We start from the raw sequence: 22,099 nt of genomic DNA, 5'->3' as shown, positions 1-22,099 counted from the left end.
CGGGCCGACCCGGCAGGTTCACCACGTGAACGATTCGTGGTGGATCCGGTGGGCGGGCACCCCCGCCTCGCGCAATGCCGCCTCCGCCGCCGCGGTCCAGCCGGGCGGCCCGCACAGGAAGCAGGTGCGCCCCGCCACGTCCGGGACCAGGCTGCGCAGTGTGGCGGCCTCCAGCGGCAGGTGGTGGCCCGCCGGGTGGCTCACGGAGTAGTAGGCGTGCGCGCCCCGGCGGGACGCGATCGCGTCGAGCTCGTGGCGGAGCACCAGATCCTCGGGCCGTCGTGCCCAGTGGATCAGCACCGGATCCCTCGGCAGTGTCTCGAACAGCACCCGCAGCGGGGTGATGCCCACCCCGGCCGCGAGCAGCAGCACGGGCCGTCCCGCCGCGCGGTCCGGGGTGAGGGCACCGTACGGGCCTTCGGCCCACACCCGGGTGCCGGGGCGGACCGTCGCGAGTGCCGCGCTGTGGCCGCCCAGGGCCTTCACGGTGATGCGCAGGCTGCGTCCGTCGGGGACGGCGGACACCGAGTACGGCGACGCGGTCCACCACAGCCCCGGTGCCAGGAACCGCCAGCGGAAGAACTGCCCGGGCCGGACGGTGAGCTCATCCATGCGCTCGCCGGTGACCAGCACCGACACCACGTCCGGGGCTTCCCACCGGACGCCCGCGACCCGCAGTCCGTGCCGCCGCGAAAGCCGCAGCGGCGTGAGCATCCGGAACCAGACGATCAGGGCGGCGGCCCCCGCGTACAGCACGTACCAGGCGGCCCGCACGGCCGGCCGGTCGAAGTCCGCACCGTTCGTGATCTGGTGCCCGAAGGCGAGGAAGACCGCCGCGTACGTGAGGAGGTGCAGGTAGTACCAGGTCTCGTGGCTCAACCGGCGGCGTGCGGCACGCGCCGAGACCGCCGCCGTGAGCAGCAGGAGCAGCAGCCCGGCTGTTGTCTTGAGCATGTCCGGGTAGTGCAGGACCACCCGAACTCCCTCGGTGACCGGATCCGTTCGGCCGGTGAGCGCGTAGCCTTCGATGATCAGCACCGCGTGGGCCAGCGTCAGCCCGATGGTGTAGCGGCCCGCCGCCGCGTGCCAGCGCGTGATCCGGTCGGTGCCCACCGTGCGGTCCAGGAGCGGTATCCGTGCCATGAGGACGACCAGCACCGCGCAGGCGTACCCCGCGAGCAGGCCGGTGATCCGGCCCGCGCCGGTGAACCAGCCCGCAGGCCCCACCACCGAGGCGGTGTCCACCCACCACAGGGCGAGCACCGCCGCGGCCCCGACCCAGATCGCCGCCTGGGCCGAAAGCATCGCGACGGTCGCGGACCCGGCGGCGGCCCGACCGCCACGACGTCGGCCTCCCGGCCGCACCGTCCGTGCCACTTCCGTGCTCATTCGCTCCCTCGCCTTCGGCCCGTGGCCCGACAGGACGCCGGGGCCTCGTCACTGTGCTCCGTGATCCTGTGAGAAGTCTCTGAACCGGACCCCGTACGGAGCGGTCCGCAGGCCCCGGACCAGCGCCGGACCCGATGGGGCACGGGCGGGCGGTGAGAATCTGTTCAGAGGAAACTCAGAGGTGGGGACGGGCCTCCGGCCCCGCGCCGTCCGGCATCCTGGAAGGACCATGAACCCATCGCCGCGTACCGAGGTGCGCCGTCCCGACGGCACCCGGCCCAGGGTGCTGGTCGTCGACGACGAGCAGGACCTCACCGAGGTGTTGGCCGCAGCCCTGCGCGCCGAAGGCTGGGAGGTGCGCACCGCGACCACGGCCGCCGAGGCGACGGCGGCCGCCGCGGACTTCGGCCCGGACGCGGTGGTCCTGGACTGGATGCTGCCGGACCACGACGGCCCGCACGTGCTGGCCCGGCTGCGCGCGGCCCGTCCCACCCTGTGTGTCCTCTTCCTCACCGCGCGCGACGCCGTCGAGGACCGGATCGCCGGGATCACGGCCGGCGCCGACGACTACGTCACCAAGCCGTTCAGCCTCGAGGAGGTACTGGCCCGGCTCCGGGGACTGCTGCGCCGGGCCGGGCTCGCGGAGGTCACGCAGGGCGGCGGACCCCGCCTGGTCCTCGCCGACCTCGTCATGGACGAGGAGGGCCACGAGGTCGCCCGCGGCGGCGTGCCCATCGACCTCTCCCGCACCGAGTTCGAGCTGCTGCGCTACCTCCTGCGCAATCCGCACCGCGTGCTGTCCAAGCGGCAGATCCTGGACCACGTCTGGCGGTACGACTTCGGCGGCCGCGCCCATGTCGTCGAGCTCTACATCAGCTATCTCCGCAAGAAGATCGACGCCGGCCGCCCGCCGCTCATCCACACCGTGCGCGGCGTCGGCTACGTGCTGCGCCCCGAGCGCCGATGACCCCGCAGCGCCCGTCACGCGCCCGTGGACGGCGCGTCCGCCCCCGACTGCCGCACTCCCTTCGAGCCCGGCTGACCACCGGGCTCGTCGTGCTCCTCGCCCTCGCCTGTGTCATCGTCGGCCTGGTCACCGTGCTCGCACTGCGCAGCTTCCTGGTCGACCGCCTCGACCAGCAGGTCGTGGCGAGCGGCGGACGGTACGCCGTCAGCCTCGAACACGAGAACCGGCCCGATGCCGACGGTCGGGGTGACACCCGGGGACAGGCCGACGGGACTCTCGGGGTCCGGCTGCTGAGGGGCGGGATCGCGCAGGCCGCCGTGGTACGCGGCACCAGCGATGTCACGGTGCCGTTGACCGCAGACGACGCACGGGCGCTCGCCGCCGTGCCGGCGGACGCCCGGCCCCGCACCCTGCGCCTCGCGTCCCTCGGGGCGTACCGTGTCGCCGCCTGGAGCGGCGACGACGGCGACGTCCTGCTGTCGGGACTGCCCCTGCACCCCGTCGAGGAGACGGTGGAGCGGCTCGCGGTCGTGGAGACGGTCGTGTTCACGATCGTCCTCACCGCGGCCGGGGTGACCACCGCGGCCTGGACCCGGTTCTCCCTCCGATCTCTCGAACGCCTGGCCGCGACCGCCGACGAGGTGACGCGCCTTCCGCTCGCCACGGGGCAGGTCGCCATGCCACCACCGCTGCCCGGAACCCGGCCGGACACCGAGGCGGGCCGGCTCACCGGTGCGTTCAACCGGATGCTCGGCCATGTCGGCGACGCCCTGGAGCGCCGCCACGTCGTCGAGGAACGGCTGCGCACCTTCGCCGCCGACGCCGGACACGAGCTGCGCACTCCCGTCGCGACGGTGCGGGCCCGCGCCGAACTCGCCCTGCGGCAGCACGGGGACGCCCTGCCCGACGAGGTCCGGCACGCGCTCGAACGCATCGACGCCGAGTCCCGCCGCATGAGCCTCCTGGTGGACGAACTGCTGCTGCTGGCCCGACTGGACGCAGGGCGCAGTCTGCGCCGGGACCCCGTGGACCTGACGCGCGTGGTTCTCGACACGGTGGCGGACGCGACGGCCCGGCACCCCGGACACCTCTGGGAGCTGGACCTCCCCGAGGTGCCCGTCCACGTCACCGGCGACGGCGACCGCCTCCACCAGGTCCTCGGCAACCTCCTCGCGAACGCCGGCGGGCACACACCGGCCGGCACCCGAGTCGTCGTGGGCCTCGCCGTCGACGCGGAGGGGGTGGTTCTCACCGTCACGGACGACGGTCCGGGCATCCCCGTCGAGCTGCTGCCCCGCGTCTTCCACCGGTTCGCCCGGGGCGACTCGTCGCGCTCCCGCGCGACCGGCTCGACCGGGCTGGGACTCGCCATCGTGGACGCCGTGACACGCGCCCACGACGGCCGGGCGACGGTCACCAGCCGGCCCGGCCGCACCCGCTTCACCCTGCGACTGCCGGCGCGATGTGACGACGACGGCGCCTCCGGCGGCGACGGCGCCGAAGACCGGACGTCTTGACCCGCTCACCGTCGAGGGTGCTTCATCACTGGGCTGGCCAGATGAGCTGTCCCAGGTTGCTCGTCATTCGGTGACGCGGACCGCGAGGGCCGGGCGGATGGCGGCCGCGCGCCGCGCCGGCCCGAGCGTGGCCAGGAGCGACGCGACGAAGGTGGCTGCCGCCAAGCCGCCGACGCTGGCCCATTCGACGGGGAACCCTCCTTCGAGACCCTCGAATGCGGCGCTGTTCCGGTACATCAGCCAGGTCGTCAGCACGCCCAGCAGGGATCCGAGCACGATTCCCTCCACCGCGACGAAGGCGCTTTCCCACAGGAAGGACCGCTGGACGGTCCGTGCCCGGAAGCCGAGGGCCCGCAGGATTCCGATGGTGCGTCGGCGCTCGCGTACGGCCCGGACCATGACGACGCCGAGGCCGGTGATGCCCACGCCGAGGCCGAGGACGAGGAAGCCCTGCATGAGGCGGAAGAAGGCGGTGCTGGAGTCGAACTGGCGTCGGATGTCCGACTCGATGGGTGTGGCGACCAGGCTGGACGACAGCTGCTCGCCCTGCAGTTGGGTCGCCAACGCGTCGGGTGCGGTGCCAGGGCTGGTTCTCACCAGTGCGGAGGCGTTCTGTGCCTGGCTGCCGAAGAGTTCTTGCGTGGCCCGCTCGCTCATCACGACCGGGTAGGTGGTCGAACTCGCGCCCGTGCCCGGGTAGAAGACCATGCCGTTGCTGAGCACGCCGGCGATGACCTTCTGTTCGCTGCGGCCCGTCCGGGGATCCGTCAGAGTGAGGGTGTCCCCGGGGTCGTAGTAGTCGCCGGCCGGGCCGCCGGTGCTGCCGAAGAAGCCGTCGAGAACGACGTAGCGGGGGTCGGAAGCGAGAGCCCGCCAAACCGCGGGGTCGTCGGCCAGACCGGGCAGCCGCTCCCGGAACGTGATGCCGGTGATCGCCCCGTCGGGTACGCCGACGACGGCGGTGTCCAGGGGCTGAGGGCCGCGACCACCCGGATCGGTGGCCCGCCCGGTGGCGTTGAGCAAAGGTGTCACGGCGGAGATCCCGGCGGCCGACGGGCCGCCGCGCAGATCGGAGACGAGCTGATCGGCCGCGACCTCGGGGTTGTAGTCCAGCCGCAGGGAGTATCCGGCGGTGGCGTCGGCGACGACGCCGTCGACGCCGGCGCGGAGGATGCCCGAGATCTCCGTCAGGAGCACGAGGACGAACACGATCAGGGTGTACATCACCAGCGTCGCGCCTGTCCTGAACCGTTTGGCCAAGGGGTACGCGACCGCGAGCCGCGCCGCGAGACCGCCTTCCGTCGGGCGCTGGAGGAGTCGCCGTACGGGGCGGAGCAGGGTCCTCTGGTTGTCGCTGACGAGCACCACGGCGGAGAAGGCGGCCAGGACACCTTGGATGACGTACACGGACATCGACGGCGTGTCGAAGATCCGGGGGCGGATGACGGGTGCGAGGAGCGTCCAGGCGAGTACGGCTCCCGCGACCAGGGTGGTGACCGTGTGGCGGGGGAGGACGCGCAGCAGTGCCGGGGTGGCGAAGGAGAGGGCGAGCGCCGGCATGAGGTACGTCGCGTCGGGCTGGCTGCGCGCCACGGCCGGGACGGCCACGAGCGCGCAGAGGACGGCCAGGGTGGTGGAGACCGTGAGCAGACGGCGGCGCGGACCCTGCCCGGGTGTGGCGGGGAGGTCGCGGATGGCGGCGATGATGTTGAACCTGCTGATGCGGACGCTGGTCGCGAGGATCGCGGCGAAGGCGATGAGCAGGCCCATGGCCAGCCCGTTGAGGACGCTGGTCGGGGTGATGGCGAACGCGATACGGATGCTGCTTCCGCCGACCGACCAGCCCTGGAAGATCTGCGCGGCCACCACGGCGACGCCCCAGCCGACGGCGACCCCGATGGCCACGCCCGGCAGCGCCGACAGCAACGCGTAGGTCGCCCCTTCGAGGGTGAAGGATCCGACCAGCCGCGAGCGCTTCATCCCGACGGCCCGAATCATGCCCATCTGGGATTTCCGCTCCTCGCCGAGCATCACGAAGATGTTCACAAGGAGGAGTGCGCCCGCGATGATGCTGAAGCTGCCGATCATGAGGAACAGGGCTCCGAGGGAGTCCCCGGCCTGCTTGGCCTCCCGGAGCACGGTGTGCTTCGGGGTGTCGATCGCCGTCTGGCCGGCGAGCGGGCCCAGAGCCTGCCGGATGTCGGTGGTCACGCGGTCGGTCAGGGCTTCGCCGCTTTCGACGCCGCCTCGGTTGGACACGAAGGTGACCGAGCGCGGCTCCGCTCCGGCGCTCCGGGCGGCGGAGTCCAGGGCCTCCGGCGGCAGGAAGACGTCTCGGTTCAGCCTGCCGCCGAGGCCCACACCGGCAAGGCCCTGTTCCGGCACCACGCGTTCGACCCGGTACGTCTGCGGTGCGCCGAACAGGTACACCGTGATCGGGTCACCGGCTCCCAGACTGAGGGACCGCGCCAGCGGCTCGTTGACCACGACCTGGCCGGGCTTCGGGTTCGGTCCGCCGAGACCGGAGTCGCCCCCTGCCGCGCCGAACCGCGATGCCTTGTCGAAGTCCATCTGCCAGGCCAGGACGCGCGGCTCGGCGACCTTGCGGCCACCGACACCGCTGACGGCCGACGCCTGCGCGGCCCCGGCATTCAGAACACCGTCGACATCGGGATCGCCGACCAGGCCGGCCAGCCGTTCCGTGACGACGCGCCCGGTCGGTCCGGGGGGCGCGACGACGCGCTCGTCCACCGGTCCCAGGGTGCGGTACGCCTCCTGGCGCACGGAGAAGTTCAGGGTGTCACCGACGACCAAGGCGCCGATGACGATGGCCGTGCCGAGCATCGATCCGCCGATCACCAGCGCCGCCTCGGTGCGCCGGCGGGCGACCTGCCGGAACGCCAGCCGTCGTGACACCGGCTGCCGGACGGCCACCAGTACCAGGGCCGCGAGGGCGAGCGCGAGGGCGCTGAGCAGCGGGACGAGGAGGTTCGGGTACATGGTCAGCTCATGGGGAAGTCACGGATCGCGGCCGGAGCGGTGACGGCCTGGCGGACGTCGTCGACCAGCTGCCCGTCGCGCATCCGGATCAGCCGGGGGACGCGCGCGCCGATGGCGCTGTCGTGCGTGACCAGGACGATCGTCTGGCCCTCGTCCTGGTTGAGCTCGCACAGCAGGTCCATGACCTGGTCTGCCATCGCGCTGTCCAGGTTTCCCGTCGGTTCGTCCGCCCAGACGATGGCCGGGCGTCCGGCGAGGGCGCGGGCGATGGTCACCCGCTGCTGTTCACCGCCGGACATCTCGCTCGGCCGGTGCTCGACCCGGTGACCGAGGCCCACCCGGTCGAGCATGTCCAGGGCTCTGCGGCGTGCCTCGCGCGGCCGGGTGCCCACGAGCAGCAGGGGCAGTTCGACGTTCTCCACGGCGGAGAAGACGGGGATGAGGTTGAACGCCTGGAAGACGAAGCCCATGGTGTGGGCCCGGTGCTCCGTGCGCGCGGCGTCCGACATGGCGAACAGGTCGTGACCGTCGACCTCCACCCGGCCGCCGTCGATGTCGTCGAGTCCCGAGAGACAGTTCAGCAGCGTGGTCTTTCCGGAACCGGACGGTCCCATGACCCCGACCATCTCGCCGCGGCGTACGAGGAGGTCCAGGTCGAGCAGGGCGGTGACCGCGACGGAGCCCGTCCGGTAGATCTTGCGTACCCCGGTGGCGACGAGGAGTGCCCGGTCGGTGTTCATGGTCTCCATCCCAACCTCCGGAGGAAGCGCTGCGCTACGGCCACCCAGGCCCGACAAGGGGCCGAAGGGCCCAATCGCCGGGGCGCCGGGTGGGCCGCTTCGAGCGGTCTGCCGACGTTGTCCACCGGCGCTGTCCACCGGCGCGGACAGGCATCCGCCGTCAGACGTCCGCGGCGGCTCGGGCGCGTCTACGGACAGCGGTGGCGGCCAGGCTGCCCGCGGCCGTCGCGGTGACGGCGAGGAGGACGAACCCCCACGTGTAGTCGTGGGCGACGCTGTCGGCCGCTCCCATCACGAGGGGTGGGAAGAAGCCACCGAGACCACCCGCCGCACCGACCACTCCGGTCACCGATCCGACCCGTTCGGCCGGAACCAGACGTGCCACGAGCGCGAAAACGGCCCCGGACCCGGCTCCCAGGCCGGCGGCCATGCCGAAGAAGGCCGCCGTTCCGACCGGGACCAGGTCCGCCTCGAACGCCGCGACCAGGGCGCACACGGAAACGACACCGTACGAAACAGTCAGTACGGGGACGGGATGGGTACGGTCCGACAGCCAGCCGCCCACCGGTCGCATCGCCACCGCGAGGACAACGAATCCCGCCGTCCGCAGTGCCGCGTCGGAGCGGCCGAGGTCGTAGGCCCGGGTCAGATAGGTCGGCAGATAGACGCTGAAGGCGACGAATCCGCCGAAGGACACGGCGTACAGGAACGCCAGATGCCAGGTCGCCGGCGTGCGTACGGCCGACGAGGTGCGGGAGAGCAGCGACCCCGCCGCCGTCGCGCGTCCCGGTCGGTCGCGCAGCAGGATCCGGGCCACCGCGGCGTACACGGCGAGGCAGCCGGCCACGAGATCGAAAGGGAAGGCGGGCCCGACGGCGTCGGTCAGCTGGACGGTGGTGAACGCCGACAGGGCCGTGCCACCGGTGCCGATGCCGAAGATCCCGAGGGCGACACCCCGCCGTGCGGGCGGGTACCAGGCGTTGACGAACGGAACGCCGACGGCGAACGCCGTCCCCCCGAGCCCGAGGAGGAAGCCGCCTACGAGCACCTCGGCCGGCGAGTCGGCCACGTGGCCCAGATACAGCACGGGGAGGATCGTCAGGGCCGCGACGAGGGGGAAGACCCGGCGCGCGCCCCAGCGGTCCGTCAGTGCCCCGGCCGGGATCCGGCCGAGCGCGCCGACCACCACGGGCACCGCGACCACCAGCGACTGTTCGAAGGAGCTGAGGGCCAGGTCGTCCCGGAGCCGCGGGCCGAGTGGGGCCAGCAGCGCCCAGGCCCAGAAGCAGAGGGCGAACCCGGTGGTGGCGAGGATCAGCATGTGCCATGGTTGCGGCGCGTCCGCAGCCGGTCGGCTCCCCGTGTTCCGGACCATGGCGACCTCCCGGCAGTGATCCGCGCCGGCGGCGTGTGCCCTGCCGCTTCCCACACTCCGGCCGCCATGATCCCGGTCCCAGAGGCCACTCGTTCCCTTCCCCGACCGTGCGGCCCCACGGCATGGGGCCGGTCGGCCCTGTGCGGGGCGCCCTGGGCCGGGCACGGTGGGAGTGACGGACAGGCCACAGGCAGGAGTGTCCGGCTCCTGGCGGGTCCGCCGTCGGGAGTGTGAGTGGTGATGATGTTCTGGTACGGCAATGGCATGAGCGGATGGGGCTGGTTCGCCATGTCGGCCGGGATGGTGCTGTTCTGGGGGCTGCTCATCACCGTCGCGGTGATGCTCTTCCGCTCACTGGACCGCGCCGCGGAACGGCCTCGGGGTTTCGGCCCAGCGGCGTCGGCCGAGCAGATCCTGGGCGAGCGACTGGCGCGCGGTGAGATCGACGAGGAGGAGTACCGTCGGCGCCTGACCGCCTTGCGCAGCGAGGGACCGTGACCGGTGGGGATGCGGGCGGGGGTGCGGCCGGTCACCCTGGGAGCATGACCGGTCGGATGTCCGGGAAGCCGGGCCGGCACTCCCACGCGCTCCGTGAGCTGACCGCTCGGCACGGAGGGCCCGGGGGGCAGTTGCCGGCCGCGCTGGAGCGTGCCAGGTCGGATACCGCCGAAGGGCCCGAGGCATGGGCGCCCCAGGTGGCCGAGGCGGCCGGACTCCCGGCCGCCGCGGGCCTCGGCCCCGCCACTTTCTTCGCCGATCTCGCCGCCCCGCGCGGCGAGCGGCATGTGCGGGTGTGCACCGCGACGGCGTGCTTCGCCGCGCGGGGCGGGAAGCATCTGACAGAGGTCGAACGCACGCTCGGAGTGGTGGCGGGCACGGTCGACGAGGCGGGTTCGACCTCGCTGCAGACCGTGCGCTGTCTCGGCTACTGCTACGCGGGCCCCGCCGCTCTCGACGGCACCCTGCCCCGCGTGGGCCCGGACCTGGCCGACCAACTCGGTGGGCGGACGGAACCGCGTGCGCCGGACATCCCCGCGGCCGACACCACCGGCGCGCCCGTCCTCCTCGCCGGCATCCTGGGAGGGCAGGACGCCTGGGACGTGTGGCGTGCGGCGGTGACCGGACTGCGGCCCGACGACGTACGGCACGAAGCCGCCGCCTCGGGACTCCGCGGGCGAGGTGGCGCCGGATTTCCGGTGGCCGACAAGTGGGCCGCGGCGGCGGGAAAGCCGGACACCGTCGTCGTGGCCAACGGGGACGAGGGCGACCCCGGCTCGTACGCCGACCGGCTGCTCATGGAGGAGGACCCCGAGCGCGTCCTCACAGGACTCGCGCTGGCCTGCTTCGCCTGCGGCGCCCGGCGCGGGATCGTCCTGGTGCGCTCCGAGTATCCGCGAGCCATGGCTCGGCTGCGTCGGGCGGTGGCGCGCGCGACGGAGGCGGGCGACCTGGCACCCTCGGTCGGGGCGGCCGGTCCGCTGCCGTTCGTCGAGGTCGTCGAAGGAGCGGGTTCCTATGTCTCCGGTGAGGAGACCGCGCTCATCGCGCGCCTGGAAGGCGCTCGCGGTTGTGCCCGCCCCCGGCCCCCGTACCCCACGGACCACGGCCTGTGGGACGCGCCGACCGTGGTCAACAACGTGGAGACGCTGGCAGCCGTGTCCTGGATCGTCGCCCACGGCGGAAGGGCCTACGCCCGACGCGGCGTACCGGACGAGCCCGGCACCAAACTGGTCTGCCTGTCCGAACGCTTCGCCCGACCCGGGGCCTACGAGGTGGAACTCGGCACTCCCGTGGACGAGATCGTCACCCGGTTCGGCGGCGGTCTCAAGGGCGGGCATGAGCTCGTCGTCCTCCAGATCGGCGGCCCCCTCGGCGGCTTCCTCGCCGGGACCGCCCTCGACGTCCCGCTCACCACGGCAGCGCTCGCCGAGCACGGCGCCGCCCTCGGCCACGGCGGCACGGTCGCCTTCGACGCCGACATCGATCCACGCGAAATCATGTGCCACATCTGGGAGTTCGCCGCCGACGAGAGCTGCGGGGCCTGTTCGCCCTGCCGGGTCGGCACGCGGCGAGGGCTCGGACTCGCGCGGGACCGGGACGGGCCGGGGGAGACCTACGGGCGACTGGCACGGCTGATGAGCGAGGCGAGTCTCTGCGCCTTCGGCCGCCGTGTCCCCGCCGCCGTCCGCAGCCTCGCCCGCGCCTGCGGGCCCGCCCTGGAAGGGTGGGACCGATGACCCGGCTCCACGTCGACGGCGTTCCGGTCGAACTGCCCGCCGGGGCCACACTGCTCGATGCCGTACGCGCGGCCGGAGCCGACCTCCCCACCCTCTGCCACGACGAACGTCTCCAGCCGGCCGGCTCCTGCCGGACCTGCCTGGTCCACGCCGACGGCCGGACCGTCGCCGCCTGCGTCACACCCGCGACACCGGGCCTCACCGTCGACACCGTCGCCGAGGGCGTACGGAACCTGCGCCGGGACGCGGTCGCCCTGATCGCCTCGGCGCTCCCGCCGCACGCGCTCGCCGACAGCGCGCGCAGTGAACTGGCCGAGGCGTGCCGGGCCTTGGAAATCCCGGCGGACGCGGCCGCCGGTGACTCCACGCGCGGGCTGGACGAGAGTCACCCGTACGTCCACCTCGACCGCGACCTGTGCATCGCGTGCAGCCGCTGCGTACGGATGTGCTCCGATGTCCAGGGCACCTTCGCGCTCACCCTCATCGGGCGCGGCGCCGACACGGTCGTCGCCCCGGGTACCGGTGGCCCTTGGGCCGACTCCGACTGCGTGGCCTGCGGCGGCTGCGTCGACACCTGCCCCACGGGGGCGATCACCCAGCCCGGACCCGGCCAGGGCCTCACCTCCCGGCAGACACCCGCAGACCGCGTGCGTACCACCTGCGGCTACTGCGGAGTCGGCTGCACCCTCGACGTCGTCGTCCGAGAGGACCGAGTCGCCGCCGTGCTTCCCGCCGGGGACGGCCCCGTCAACCGGGGCCACGCCTGTGTCAAGGGCCGCTTCGCGTACGGATACCTCGGCTCCGCCGAGCGCCTCACCGAGCCCCTGCTCCGTGAGAACGGGGTCCTGCGGCCCGCGAGCTGGGCGGAGGCCGTGGACCGGATCGCCGACGGCCTGCGAGCGGCCGTCCGTGACAGCGGCCCCGACGCGGTCGCCGCGATCTCCTCAGCCCGTGCCACCAACGAGGAGAACTACCTCGTCCAGAAGTTCCTGCGGACCGTCATCGGCACCAACAACGTCGACAACTGCTCGCGCCTCTGCCACGCCCCCTCCGCCGCCGGCCTCACCGCGTCTTTCGGACGCGCCGGCGGCACCGACCCCTTCGACGACGTCGAGACCGCCGACTGCCTCCTGGTCGTCGGCGCCAACCCCGTCGAAGCCCACCCCGTCGTCGGTGCCCGCCTCCTCCAGCGGGCACTCGCAGGCGCCTCCCTGATCGTCGCCGACCCCCGTGCCGTGGGCCTCGCTCGTCACGCCGACGTGCACCTGCGTCCGCGCCCCGGTACGAACGTCGCCCTCTTCCACGGCCTCGCCCACGTCCTCGTCGACGAAGGCATGACCGACCCGGGCTTCCTCCGCACACGCGCCACCGGACTGGACGAACTCACCGACCTGCTGGCCGACTACCCACCCGAGCGGGTCGCCGGGACCACCGGCGTCCCCGCCGACGACATCAGGAAGGCCGCCCGGCTCTACGGCCGCGCGGAGCGGCCGGCCGTCGTGTACGGGCTCGGGGTCACCGAGCACCTGCACGGCACCGACGGCGTCCGGACCCTGGCGAACCTGCCCATCCTGCGCGGCGCCGTCGGAGGCACCGGTCGCGGGTACGGCATCAGCCCCCTGCGCGGTCAGAACAACGTGCAAGGCGCTTCCGACATGGGAGCCCTGCCCGATCTGCTGCCGGGCTACGGCCGTGTCACCGACCCGGAGGCCCGCGCCCGTGCCGAGGCGGTGTGGGGGCGACCGGTCCCCGAGCGGCCGGGAATGCGCATCCCCGAGATGTTCGCGGCGGCCCGGGAAGGCCGGCTGAGGGCTCTGTGGGTCATCGGCGAGGACGTGTGCGCGACCGACCCCGACAGCCGACGGGTCGCGGAGGCCCTCGACGCCTGTCCGCTGGTCGTCGTCAACGAGCTCTTCCTCAGCGAGACCGCCCGGTACGCCGACGTCGTCCTGCCCGTGGCCTCGTGGCTGGAGAAGGACGGGACCTTCGTCAACTTCGACCGCCGCTTCCAGCGCGTACGGCAGGCGGTGAACCCGCCCGGAACAGCGCGCTCCGACTTCGAGGTCGTGCATGCCGTCGCCGCTGCCCTCGATGCTGACCTCGGGTGCCCCACCCCGGCGGCGGCGCTCGCCGAGTGCGGACGTGTGACGCCCCTCTTCGCCGGTGTCTCGCACGAGCGGATCGACCGGGAGGGGGCCGTGCCCTGGCCCTGCCCCGCACCGGACCAGCCGGGCGAACGCACTTTGTACAGAACGGAGTTCGCCACTCCCGACGGGCGCGCACACCTGTCGGCGGCCCCCTGTCTGCCGCCCGGGGAAGAGCCGGACGAGGACTATCCGCTCGTACTCGTCACAGGGCGCCGCTGGGCCCACTACAACTCCGGGAGCATGACCCGGCGCGGCGGAAACCTCCTCCTCGACGCGCAGGACCGCCTGGACCTGCATCCCGAGGACGCCGCACGTCACGGACTGCGGGACGGTACCCCTGTCACCGTGGAGAGCCGCCACGGACAGGCACGACTGGTCGCCCGCGTCGGGACTCAAGTCGCTCCGGGGCAGGTCTTCTGCGCGTTCCACTTCCCGGCCGGCGGCGTCAACTCCCTCACCTCGGAACACGCCGACACCGTGACCTCGTGTCCCGAGTACAAGGTCACGGCGGTACGGCTGCGGCCGGCCGCGGCCGACGGCTGATCGGCCCCGAGGTCAGCCGTGGGGGACGAGAGCGACCGGTGACCGACTGTGGTGCAGCACCGCGTGGGCCACACTGCCGATGTGCGCACCCAGCGTCGAAGCCCGGGTGCGCCTACCGACCACCACGAGGGCCGCGTCCGCGGCGGTGTGCACCAGCTCCTGGCCCGCCGACCCGATCGTCACCCGCCCGCTCGCGGGCACGTCGGGGAACTTCGCTCGCCAGGGTTCGAGGAGATCGTCGAGCGAACGCCGGATCTCGGGGGCGGCGGTGAGCCGGATGTCCGGAACCATGGCGGGGCCGAGCGTCGCGTACACAGGCAGCTGCTGCGCGTGGACGACCTGCACCCCGGCGAGACGCCGGGCCGCCTCCTCGAAGGCGAATCCCAGAACGGTGTCCACGGGTTGCCGGAGGTCGACGCCCACCACGACGGGACCTTGAGGAGGTGACGTGTCGAGGGACCGGACGAGGACGACGGGCCGGTCGACAAGACCGGCGACCGTCATCCCGACCGAGCCGATCAGGTATCCGGTCGTACCGCCCAGGGCGCGGGAGCCGAGGACGAGCAGGTCGCTCTGCTCGGCCGCGGCGACGAGGCTCACCACGGGCCCCGACGGCAGCAGCCTGGTGGTCACCGACAGGTCCGGATGACGTGCGCGCAGCCCGGCCGCCGTGCGGGCGAGCAGCTCCTCTGCCCACGGCTCGTCGGACTCTCGCGCCGCGAACGGCAGCACGGCGTCCGGCGACGTCTCCTTCACATGGACCAGGTGCACCCCTGTGCCGCGCAGCACCGCCTCCTCCGCCGCCCACTGCGCGGCTGCGTTCGCCTGATCCGTACCGTCCAGACCGACCACGATGCCCTGCGTCATGATCGTCCACCTCCTTGTGCGGTGTCGTCGATGTCGTAGGTGAGACGGGTCGAGGAGACCGAGACCACTCCGTCGACCATCGCGCACATGCGCTCGACGGCCGGGATCATGCCGCGGAAGCGCAGCTTCCCGGTGAGGTCGACCCGCCCGTCGCGCACGTCGACCGTGAGCCAGGTCGGGTCGAGACGCAGCGTGTCGCCGAGCACGTCCTCGACGATCTCCCGGCGGATGTCGTCGTCCTGGCGGAGGAAGATGCCGAGGAGGTCGCGGCGGCTCACGATGCCCACCATGCGGTCCTCGTCGTCGACGACGGCGAGCCGCTTGATCCCTTGGACCTCCATGAGCCGGGCCGCCTCCGCCACGGTCCAGTCGGGGCGGGCGCACACGGCGGGTGCGGACATCAGCTCCTCCGCGCGCGTTCCCTCGGCCTTCGCGCGCTCCCACGCCTCGAGCCCCGGCACACCCGGCATGTCTCCCGGGGTGGTGGCCCGGTCGGCCGTCTTCCGCATCAGATCACCCTCCGACACGACTCCGATCACCCGGTTCTCTCCGTCCACCACCGGCAGGGCGGTGACCCGGTGCCGCGACAGCACCCTCACGATCTCCTTGAACGGCGCGTCGCCGCGTACGCTCACCACCTCACGGGTCATCAGCCGGTCGATCCTGCGGTGTCGCATCACCCACTCCTTCCCTGCGCGGACGCACCCGCTCCGGCCACCAGACGAGCGGCGCAGCCGTCCCAGGTGGCGAGGGCCGGATAGTCGTCCTCGGTGAGTTCCCTCCCACTGAGTTCGGCGAGCGCCTCCACGAACTCGAGGAAGTCCAGCGAATCCATCTCGAAGGTGTCCCGCAGGGACACGCCGGGATCGAGCCCTGTGAAGTCGGCGCCGGGGACGACACGCTGCACGGCCTGCCGGACGAACGCCTTCGCCTGATCGTGGTTCACAGTTCCTCCGGGTGTTGCAGGAGCCGGTCCAGGGCGGTCAGGAGACGCGCGCCGGTGGCGCCGTCGGCCGCTCGGTGATCGGCGGACAGCGTCGCCGTGAGTACGGGACGTACGCCCAGCAGGCCGTTCACGGCCACGGGCCGCTCGACGATCCTGCCCAGGCCGACGAGGGCGACCTGCGGCGGGTAGACGACGCCGAACACGGACTCGACGCCCTGGTCGCCGAGGTTGGTGACGGTGAGACTGGGGTCGGCGGTCTCGGACGCACGGAGCCGACCGCCCCGTGCCCGTGCCACGAGGTCCTTGAGCGCGGCCATCACCTCGGCCACGGAGAGCGCGTCGGCGTGGGCGAGGGCGGGTGCGACGAGGCCGCCGCCCCGCAGGGAGACCGCGACGCCCAGCCGTACCTCGTCCGCGGGGACGAAGCCGTCGTCGACCCAGTGCCCGTTGAGCTCGGGCGCTTTGCGTGCCGCCAGCGCGACGGCCTTGAACGTGAGTGCCGCGGGCACCAACCGTGCGGAGAGCGGCAGTTCGCGGTTGCGGGCGTGCATCCACTCCAGGGCCGCTGCCATGTCCACGGTCGTGGCGAGGTAGAAGTGCGGGATCTCCCGCTTGGATCGGCTCATGAGCCGTGCCGTGGCCGCGCGCGCCATGTCCGGGACGGCCGGCCGCTGCGCGCCCTCGGCGGCCGCGGCGGAACGGACGTCATCCGCACGGACGGTGCGATCCCGACCCGTGCCGGTCACATCGGCGAGGTCGACGCCGAGCTCGGTGGCAAGCCGCCGCGCGAGCGGAGAAGACTTCACACGCAGCGGAGCGGGACGCTCCTTGGCCGAATCGTCGCCGCGCAACGGCTTCACCCGCCGTGTCGTCGGCGCGGTCTTGTCGCGCTCCGGTGCCGGTGCGGGTTCCGCGTGCTCCACATCCGCGCGTGTGATCCTGCCTCCCGGGCCCGAACCATGGACGACAGCGAGGTCGACGTGCAGGTCCTGGGCGAGTCGGCGGACCAGGGGCGTCGATGGCGGCGGGCTTTCGAGGGGTGGACTTTCGGCCGGTGGGCTCTCGGGCGGACCGACTTCGGCCGACGGGCTTTCGGGGGTCGTGCCGATGCGTGCCAGCGGGGTGCCCACCGGCACGGTGGTTCCCTCGTCCACCAGGAGGGTGTCGACCGTGCCGCTCTGGAAGCACTCCACCTCGATCGCGGACTTGGCGGTCTCGACCACTGCGATGACGTCGCCCCGCGTCACCTGGTCACCCGGGTGCACCAGCCACTCGGAGAGCGTGCCCTCGTCCATGTCGGCGCCGAGCGAGGGCATCGTGAACTCGGCCATCTCAGCTCACCACCCGGCGCGCCGCCGCCACGATTCCGGCCGGCTGGGGCAGCGCCGCCTCCTCGAGCCGACGGGCGTAGGGGATCGGGACCTCCGCGCTGCACACCCGTTCGACGGGTGCGTCGAGCTCGAAGAACGCCTGCTCGCAGATGCGCGACTCGATCTCGGCGGACAGACTGCCGCTGCGCCAGCCCTCGTCGACCACGACGGCCCGGTGGGTCCGCCGGACCGAGCCGATGATCGTGGCGTCGTCCAGAGGCCGCAGCGACCGCAGGTCGACGACTTCCACGCTGATCCCCGCGCCTGCCAGTTCCTCCGCGGCTTCGAGGGCCTTGGGCACGCAACCGCCGTACGCCACGACGGTGACGTCGTCGCCCGTGCGGCGGACGGCCGCACGGTCCAGGTCGACCTCGTGGACGGCCGGATCGAGCGTGCCGGCCGCGTTGTAGAGGCTGCCGTGCTCGAAGAGCAGCACCGGGTCGGGGTCGACCAGCGCGGCGGACAGCAGATGGCGGGCGTCGTCGATCGTGGCCGGCGCCAGGACACGGAGCCCGGGGATGTGGGCGTACCAGCCCTCGAGGCTGTGGGAGTGCTGAGCGGCCAGCTGCCGTCCCGCGCCCGTCGTCATGCGGATCACCAGCGGCACGCCGAACTGCCCGCCGGACATGTGCCGCAGGGTGGCGGCGTTGTTGAGGATCTGGTCGAGTGCCAGCAGGCTGAAGTTGACCGTCATGATCTCCACGACCGGCCTCATCCCTGCCAGTGCGGCGCCGATCCCGGCTCCGACGAACGCGGACTCCGACAGGGGCGTGTCGCGGACACGATCGGGGCCGAACTCCTCCAGGAGGCCGAGGCTCACACCGAAGCAGCCGCCGTAGCGGCCCACGTCCTCGCCCATCAGGAAGACCCGGTCGTCCGACGCCAACGCCTCGCGCAGGCCCTCCCGAAGGGCCTCCCTGAAGGTCGTGGTGCCGTCGTCGGGATGCGCCCGCGGTCGTGTACGCGTGCTCATGACGGAACCTCCTCCTGCCGGGCCGTGACATGGAGGAGCAGGTCTTCGGCCGGCTCCTCAGGAGCCTGTTCGGCCGCGTGTACAGCTCGGTCGACCTCCTCCATGACCTCGTGGTCCAGGGCTTCTTGGGCGTCCGTGCCGAGGAAACCGGCCTTGCGCATGCCTTCGGCGAGTCCCGTGACGGGGTCGTGCTTCTTCCACTCCTCGACCTCGTCCTTCGGTCGGTACCGGTCCGGGTCGTACATCGAGTGCGCGCGGAACCGATACGTCCGCATCTCCAGGAAGTGCGGTCCGTTGCCGGCCCGAATCGACTCGACCGCTCCGCGCGCCGCCTTCTCGACGGCATGCACGTCCATGCCGTCGACGGCCCAGGCCGCCATGCCGTACGACGCCGCCCGCATCGCCAGGTCCGTCTGGGCGTGTTCGCGGGCGAGGGCCGTCCCCATCGCGTACAGGTTGTTCTCACAGACGAAGAGCACGGGCAGCCCCCAGAGCGCGGCCAGGTTGGCGGTCTCGTGGAACTCGCCCTCGGCGAAGGCCCCGTCACCGAAGAAGCAGCAGGTCACTCCGGACTCGCCGCGCAGCCGGTCGGCCAGGGCCAGACCGGCCGCGAGCGGCAGTCCGCCGCCGACGATGGCGTTGCCGCCGTAGAAGCGGCGCCCGGCGTCGAAGAGGTGCATGGAGCCGCCGCGGCCGTGGCTGCATCCGGTGGCCTTCCCGTACATCTCCGCCATCACGGCTTCGGGCGGCACCCCCCTGGCCAGCGCGTGGCCGTGTTCGCGGTAGGTGGAGACGACCGCGTCCGCCTCGCCGAGCGCCTGGTGGACCCCGACCGCCACCGCCTCCTCGCCGATGTAGAGGTGCACGAAACCCCGGATCGCCGCCGCGCTGTACAGCTCGACACACCGCTCCTCGAAGCGTCGGATGAGCAGCATCTGCCGCAGCAGGTCCAGGTCGTGGGTCGCCGCAGGTGTGCGGGAGGGAGCGGTGGGTCCAGGTGCGCGACGGGGGCGCTTCGTCTTCGGTGTCCCGGCGGACTTGCCGCCGCGTGCGGTGGCCATCACGGCTCCTTCCCCGAGGGCCTTGCCGTTCCGGCCGGTTCGGGTGTCTCCAGCGTCGACACATCGCCCTCGGGCAGGCCCAGTTCGCGGGCCCGCAGCAGGCGGCGCATCACCTTTCCGCTACGGGTGTGGGGCAGATCCTCGACGAACTCGATCTCGCGAGGGGCGACGGCCGGCCCGAGGCGCCGACGAGCGAACGCCAGGACGTCCCGCCGCAGTTCGGTGTCGGGCGGATACCCGGGGCGGGGAAGGACGAACGCCTTGACGATCGCGCCCGCCAGCTGGTCCGGGCGGCCGATGACGCCGGCCTCGGCGACGGCCGGATGCTCCATGAGGGCGCTCTCCACCTCGAACGGCCCGATGAGGTGCCCCGCGGACTTGATGACGTCGTCGGCGCGGCCCACGAACCAGTACCAGCCGTCGGCGTCGCGGCTGACCAGGTCGCCGGTCAGGTACCACCCGTCCGCGAAGCACGCCTCGTACCGCCGCGGCTCGTGGAGGTAGCCGCGGAACATCGACGGCCAGCCCGCCCGCAGGGCGAGTTCGCCCTGAGCGCCCGGCTCCTGGAGGATCTGGACGTGCCCGCCGGTGACCGCCGCCCGGCCGTCCTCGCCGCACGCCAGTACGGCGGCCTCGACACCCGGAAGCGGTCGCCCCATCGACCCTGGCCGTACCGGATCGGCCGCGAAATTCGCGATCATGATGGCACCGGTCTCGGTCTGCCACCAGGTGTCGTGGACCGGAAGCCCGAGCGCTTCCCGCCCCCAGCGCACGGCCTCGGGATTGAGCGGCTCGCCGACGCTCGCGACGAACCGGAGCGACGAGAGGTCGTGGCGCGCGGCGGGCATCGGGTCGCCGCTGCGCGGTGCGGCCCGCATGAGCATGCGCAGCGCGGTGGGAGCCGTGTACCAGACGGTGACGTGCTGGTCGGCGAGGATCCCGTACCAGCGAGCGGGGGAGAAGTCTCCTTCGTCGACGACGGTGGTCACCCCGTGGGTGAGCGGGGCGATGATGCCGTACGACATGCCGGTGACCCAGCCGGGGTCGGCGGTGCACCAGAAGACGTCGCCTTCGTGCAGGTCCAGGGCGTGGGCGGCGGTGACGTGATGGGCGAGGACCGCCTCGTGCACGTGTACCGCGCCCTTGGGGGTGCCCGTCGTGCCGCTGGTGAAGTGCAGCAGCGCCGGCTCCGCCGGATCGGTCGGGCCCACCGTGTACTCGTCCGGCGCGGCGTCCGTGAGCGCGGGGAACGAGAGGGTGCCCGGGGGCGGGTCGGCCCCGGGGTCGAGGAGAAGGACGTGCCGCAGGTGCGGAAGCCGGGCCCGTATCGGGGCCACCTTGCGCTCGTACAGCTCCCGGGTCGTGACCAGCGCCCGGGCGTTGCCCAGCTCCATGCGCAGGGCGACGGGTTCGGGACCGAAGGCGGTGAACAGGGGGCACAGGACTCGCCCGGCACGCAGTGTTCCGAGGACGGTGCTGTACAGCTCGAAGCGGCGGCCGAGCAGGGTGAACACCCGCTCGCCGCGCGCCAGGCCGAGCGTCTCCAGCACCTGCGCGAAGCGGGAGCTCTCGGCCGCCAGCCGGGCGAAGGTCACGGTCGCCACGGAGCCGTCGCGGCCGACGCAGCGCAGCGCGACGCGATCGCCGTGGCCCTCACGCAGGTGCCGGTCGACCGCCTCGTAACCGATGTTGATGCCGCCGTCCGGTAGCCCGGCGAGCCGGGACCGCTCGCGTCGCCAGGAGAACGTAACCCGGGCGCTGTCGTAGTCGGGCATGACCGGCGCCACCCACAGTGCGTTCATCGCGGTGGCTCCAGGTCGAGCGCGAGGTTGTCGTAGGCGTAGTCGATCGATTTGTGCAGGGCGACCACTCCGTCGACCGAGCGGCAGAGGCGTACGACCACGGGGATGTCGGCGCGCCTTTCGACGCGGCCCACCAGCGTGACGACCCCGTCGTCGACGGTCACACGGACCGTGTCGGGAGCAAGGCGCAGCGTGTCGGCCAGGACGTCGTGCTCGATCTCGTCACGGATCGCGGTGTCACTCCGAAGGAAGGGCCTCAGCAGGTCGCTTCGGCTGATGATCCCGACGAGCCGGCCGGTCTCGTCGACGACAGGAAGCCGCTTCACCGCCTTGCGGTGCATCGTCCGGGCCGTCTCGGCGAGATTCCAGTTCGGCTGTGCCGTGACGGCCGGTGAGGTCATCAGCTGGGCGGCGGTCTCCGCGTCGGGCAGCCCTCGCTCCTGGGACAGGAGCCGGACGCCTGCCCATCGCCCCTCCAGGTCGGGGAGTTCGGCGGTCGCGCGCAGCAGGTCGGCCTCCGAGACCACGCCGAGCGGGCGTCGGTCGGGGGCCACGACCGGGACCGCGGAGACGTCGTGTTCGGCGAAGAGCCGGGCGATCTGCTTGAACGGGGTCTGGGGGGCGGCGGTGACCACGTTGTGGGTCAGCACCTCGAAAACCGTACGGTGCTGCATGACGGTCCTCCTTCACGGGACGCGGCGGCCCGGTAGATCTCACCCTGCTGCGCGGGACCGGCCCCCGGGCAGTGCCGAATGGTCCCCTTCCGGGACGGTCGGCCCCATGACGAGCGGCCCATCGGGGCGCATGGTGGAAGGCGTGGGCACCGGTCCCGGGAGGGCCGTGGCCGGTTGCTCGGGCCGGGAGGCGAGGACCATGACCGCGACGGAGACACGGCAGGGCCGGGAGACGCCCCGCGCGGGGTTGTGGGCTCGCATCGGCGACCGTCTGATCGTCGGCGGTTCCACGGTCGGGGACAGAGGGCGTGACGGCGAGGTCGTCGGGCTCCACCACGCGGACGGCACTCCTCCCTTCGACGTCCGCTGGTCGGACACGGGCCGGGTCACCCTGGTGTTCCCGGGCCCGGACGCGCGAGTCCAGCACTTTCCGCCGCATCACACGAAAGCCGCTACGCGGTCGTGAAATCCGGCGCCGCGTCCACCACACC

Annotated in this window: 17 protein-coding genes and 1 pseudogene; 6 read left to right on the top strand and 12 right to left on the bottom strand. The window is 72.6% G+C overall.

Annotated elements, in window-relative coordinates:
- Nucleotides 1–18: 18 nt before the first annotated feature.
- Nucleotides 19–1,389, bottom strand: coding sequence for a ferric reductase-like transmembrane domain-containing protein (locus ASD33_RS32020; RefSeq protein ID WP_056568682.1), 1,371 nt, complete (start codon nucleotides 1,387–1,389; stop codon nucleotides 19–21).
- 229 nt (nucleotides 1,390–1,618) lie between these two features.
- On the opposite strand from ASD33_RS32020, the gene ASD33_RS32015 reads away from it, so the two are divergent.
- Together ASD33_RS32015 and ASD33_RS32010 are read left to right on the top strand one after the other, a co-directional pair.
- Nucleotides 1,619–2,356: a response regulator transcription factor gene (locus ASD33_RS32015; RefSeq protein WP_056568678.1), complete on the top strand. Its 738-nt coding sequence runs from the start codon at nucleotides 1,619–1,621 to the stop codon at nucleotides 2,354–2,356.
- Nucleotides 2,353–3,873, top strand: coding sequence for an ATP-binding protein (locus ASD33_RS32010; protein WP_056568675.1), 1,521 nt, complete (start codon nucleotides 2,353–2,355; stop codon nucleotides 3,871–3,873). The genes ASD33_RS32015 and ASD33_RS32010 overlap by 4 nt, the downstream gene beginning before the upstream one ends.
- A gap of 63 nt (nucleotides 3,874–3,936) precedes the next feature.
- Here the strand turns inward: ASD33_RS32010 and ASD33_RS32005 are convergent, their stop codons facing one another.
- The 3 genes from ASD33_RS32005 to ASD33_RS31995 form a co-directional block, all read right to left on the bottom strand.
- Nucleotides 3,937–6,873, bottom strand: a complete 2,937-nt coding sequence (locus ASD33_RS32005; RefSeq protein ID WP_056568672.1) for an ABC transporter permease — start codon at nucleotides 6,871–6,873, stop codon at nucleotides 3,937–3,939.
- A gap of 2 nt (nucleotides 6,874–6,875) precedes the next feature.
- Nucleotides 6,876–7,622 (bottom strand): ABC transporter ATP-binding protein, encoded by a 747-nt coding sequence (locus ASD33_RS32000; RefSeq protein ID WP_242427203.1) that lies wholly within the window; start codon nucleotides 7,620–7,622, stop codon nucleotides 6,876–6,878.
- 151 nt (nucleotides 7,623–7,773) lie between these two features.
- A complete protein-coding gene (locus ASD33_RS31995; RefSeq protein ID WP_199863627.1) occupies nucleotides 7,774–8,934 on the bottom strand; it encodes an MFS transporter in 1,161 nt (386 codons plus the stop codon).
- A gap of 294 nt (nucleotides 8,935–9,228) precedes the next feature.
- Between ASD33_RS31995 and ASD33_RS31990 the strand changes: the two genes are divergently transcribed.
- The 3 genes from ASD33_RS31990 to fdhF are packed head-to-tail and all read left to right on the top strand — an operon-like array spanning nucleotide 9,229 to nucleotide 13,915.
- A complete protein-coding gene (locus ASD33_RS31990; protein WP_056568982.1) occupies nucleotides 9,229–9,486 on the top strand; it encodes an SHOCT domain-containing protein in 258 nt (85 codons plus the stop codon).
- A 44-nt stretch (nucleotides 9,487–9,530) separates the two neighbouring features.
- A complete protein-coding gene (locus tag ASD33_RS31985; protein WP_242427202.1) occupies nucleotides 9,531–11,225 on the top strand; it encodes an NAD(P)H-dependent oxidoreductase subunit E in 1,695 nt (564 codons plus the stop codon).
- Nucleotides 11,222–13,915 (top strand): formate dehydrogenase subunit alpha, encoded by a 2,694-nt coding sequence (fdhF, locus tag ASD33_RS31980; RefSeq protein ID WP_056568663.1) that lies wholly within the window; start codon nucleotides 11,222–11,224, stop codon nucleotides 13,913–13,915. The genes ASD33_RS31985 and fdhF overlap by 4 nt, the downstream gene beginning before the upstream one ends.
- A 12-nt stretch (nucleotides 13,916–13,927) precedes the next feature.
- Here fdhF and ASD33_RS31975 read toward each other — a convergent pair whose 3' ends face one another.
- From ASD33_RS31975 to ASD33_RS31940, 8 genes are read right to left on the bottom strand one after another with little or no spacing between them, the layout of a single operon-like run.
- Nucleotides 13,928–14,782 carry a universal stress protein gene (locus tag ASD33_RS31975; RefSeq protein ID WP_056568660.1) on the bottom strand — a complete coding sequence of 285 codons (855 nt, stop codon included), beginning with the start codon at nucleotides 14,780–14,782 and terminating at the stop codon, nucleotides 13,928–13,930.
- Nucleotides 14,779–15,459 carry a CBS domain-containing protein gene (locus ASD33_RS31970; protein WP_056568657.1) on the bottom strand — a complete coding sequence of 227 codons (681 nt, stop codon included), beginning with the start codon at nucleotides 15,457–15,459 and terminating at the stop codon, nucleotides 14,779–14,781. The genes ASD33_RS31975 and ASD33_RS31970 overlap by 4 nt, the downstream gene beginning before the upstream one ends.
- Nucleotides 15,459–15,728 carry a hypothetical protein gene (locus ASD33_RS31965; RefSeq protein ID WP_056568654.1) on the bottom strand — a complete coding sequence of 90 codons (270 nt, stop codon included), beginning with the start codon at nucleotides 15,726–15,728 and terminating at the stop codon, nucleotides 15,459–15,461. The genes ASD33_RS31970 and ASD33_RS31965 overlap by 1 nt, the downstream gene beginning before the upstream one ends.
- A complete protein-coding gene (locus ASD33_RS31960) occupies nucleotides 15,725–17,059 on the bottom strand; it encodes a 2-oxo acid dehydrogenase subunit E2 (RefSeq protein ID WP_056568651.1) in 1,335 nt (444 codons plus the stop codon). The genes ASD33_RS31965 and ASD33_RS31960 overlap by 4 nt, the downstream gene beginning before the upstream one ends.
- 1 nt (nucleotide 17,060) lies before the next feature.
- Nucleotides 17,061–18,071, bottom strand: coding sequence for an alpha-ketoacid dehydrogenase subunit beta (locus tag ASD33_RS31955; RefSeq protein ID WP_056568647.1), 1,011 nt, complete (start codon nucleotides 18,069–18,071; stop codon nucleotides 17,061–17,063).
- The gene (gene pdhA / locus ASD33_RS31950) at nucleotides 18,068–19,132 is read right to left on the bottom strand and encodes a pyruvate dehydrogenase (acetyl-transferring) E1 component subunit alpha (protein WP_242427201.1); all 1,065 of its coding nucleotides are present in this window, start codon (nucleotides 19,130–19,132) and stop codon (nucleotides 18,068–18,070) included. The genes ASD33_RS31955 and pdhA overlap by 4 nt, the downstream gene beginning before the upstream one ends.
- Nucleotides 19,132–20,934 carry an acetate--CoA ligase gene (gene acsA / locus ASD33_RS31945; protein ID WP_056568644.1) on the bottom strand — a complete coding sequence of 601 codons (1,803 nt, stop codon included), beginning with the start codon at nucleotides 20,932–20,934 and terminating at the stop codon, nucleotides 19,132–19,134. Before acsA ends, pdhA begins: the two co-directional genes overlap by 1 nt.
- Nucleotides 20,931–21,608 carry a CBS domain-containing protein gene (locus ASD33_RS31940; RefSeq protein ID WP_056568641.1) on the bottom strand — a complete coding sequence of 226 codons (678 nt, stop codon included), beginning with the start codon at nucleotides 21,606–21,608 and terminating at the stop codon, nucleotides 20,931–20,933. Before ASD33_RS31940 ends, acsA begins: the two co-directional genes overlap by 4 nt.
- 247 nt (nucleotides 21,609–21,855) lie before the next feature.
- Between ASD33_RS31940 and ASD33_RS31935 the strand changes: the two are divergent.
- A pseudogene (locus tag ASD33_RS31935) lies at nucleotides 21,856–22,035 on the top strand (DUF1918 domain-containing protein); the annotation flags it as partial.
- Nucleotides 22,036–22,099 lie beyond the last annotated feature (64 nt).

Source organism: Streptomyces sp. Root1304 (genome assembly GCF_001426405.1).
Lineage (GTDB): Bacteria > Actinomycetota > Actinomycetes > Streptomycetales > Streptomycetaceae > Streptomyces.
This window is presented reverse-complemented; position numbering and strand designations above follow the sequence as displayed.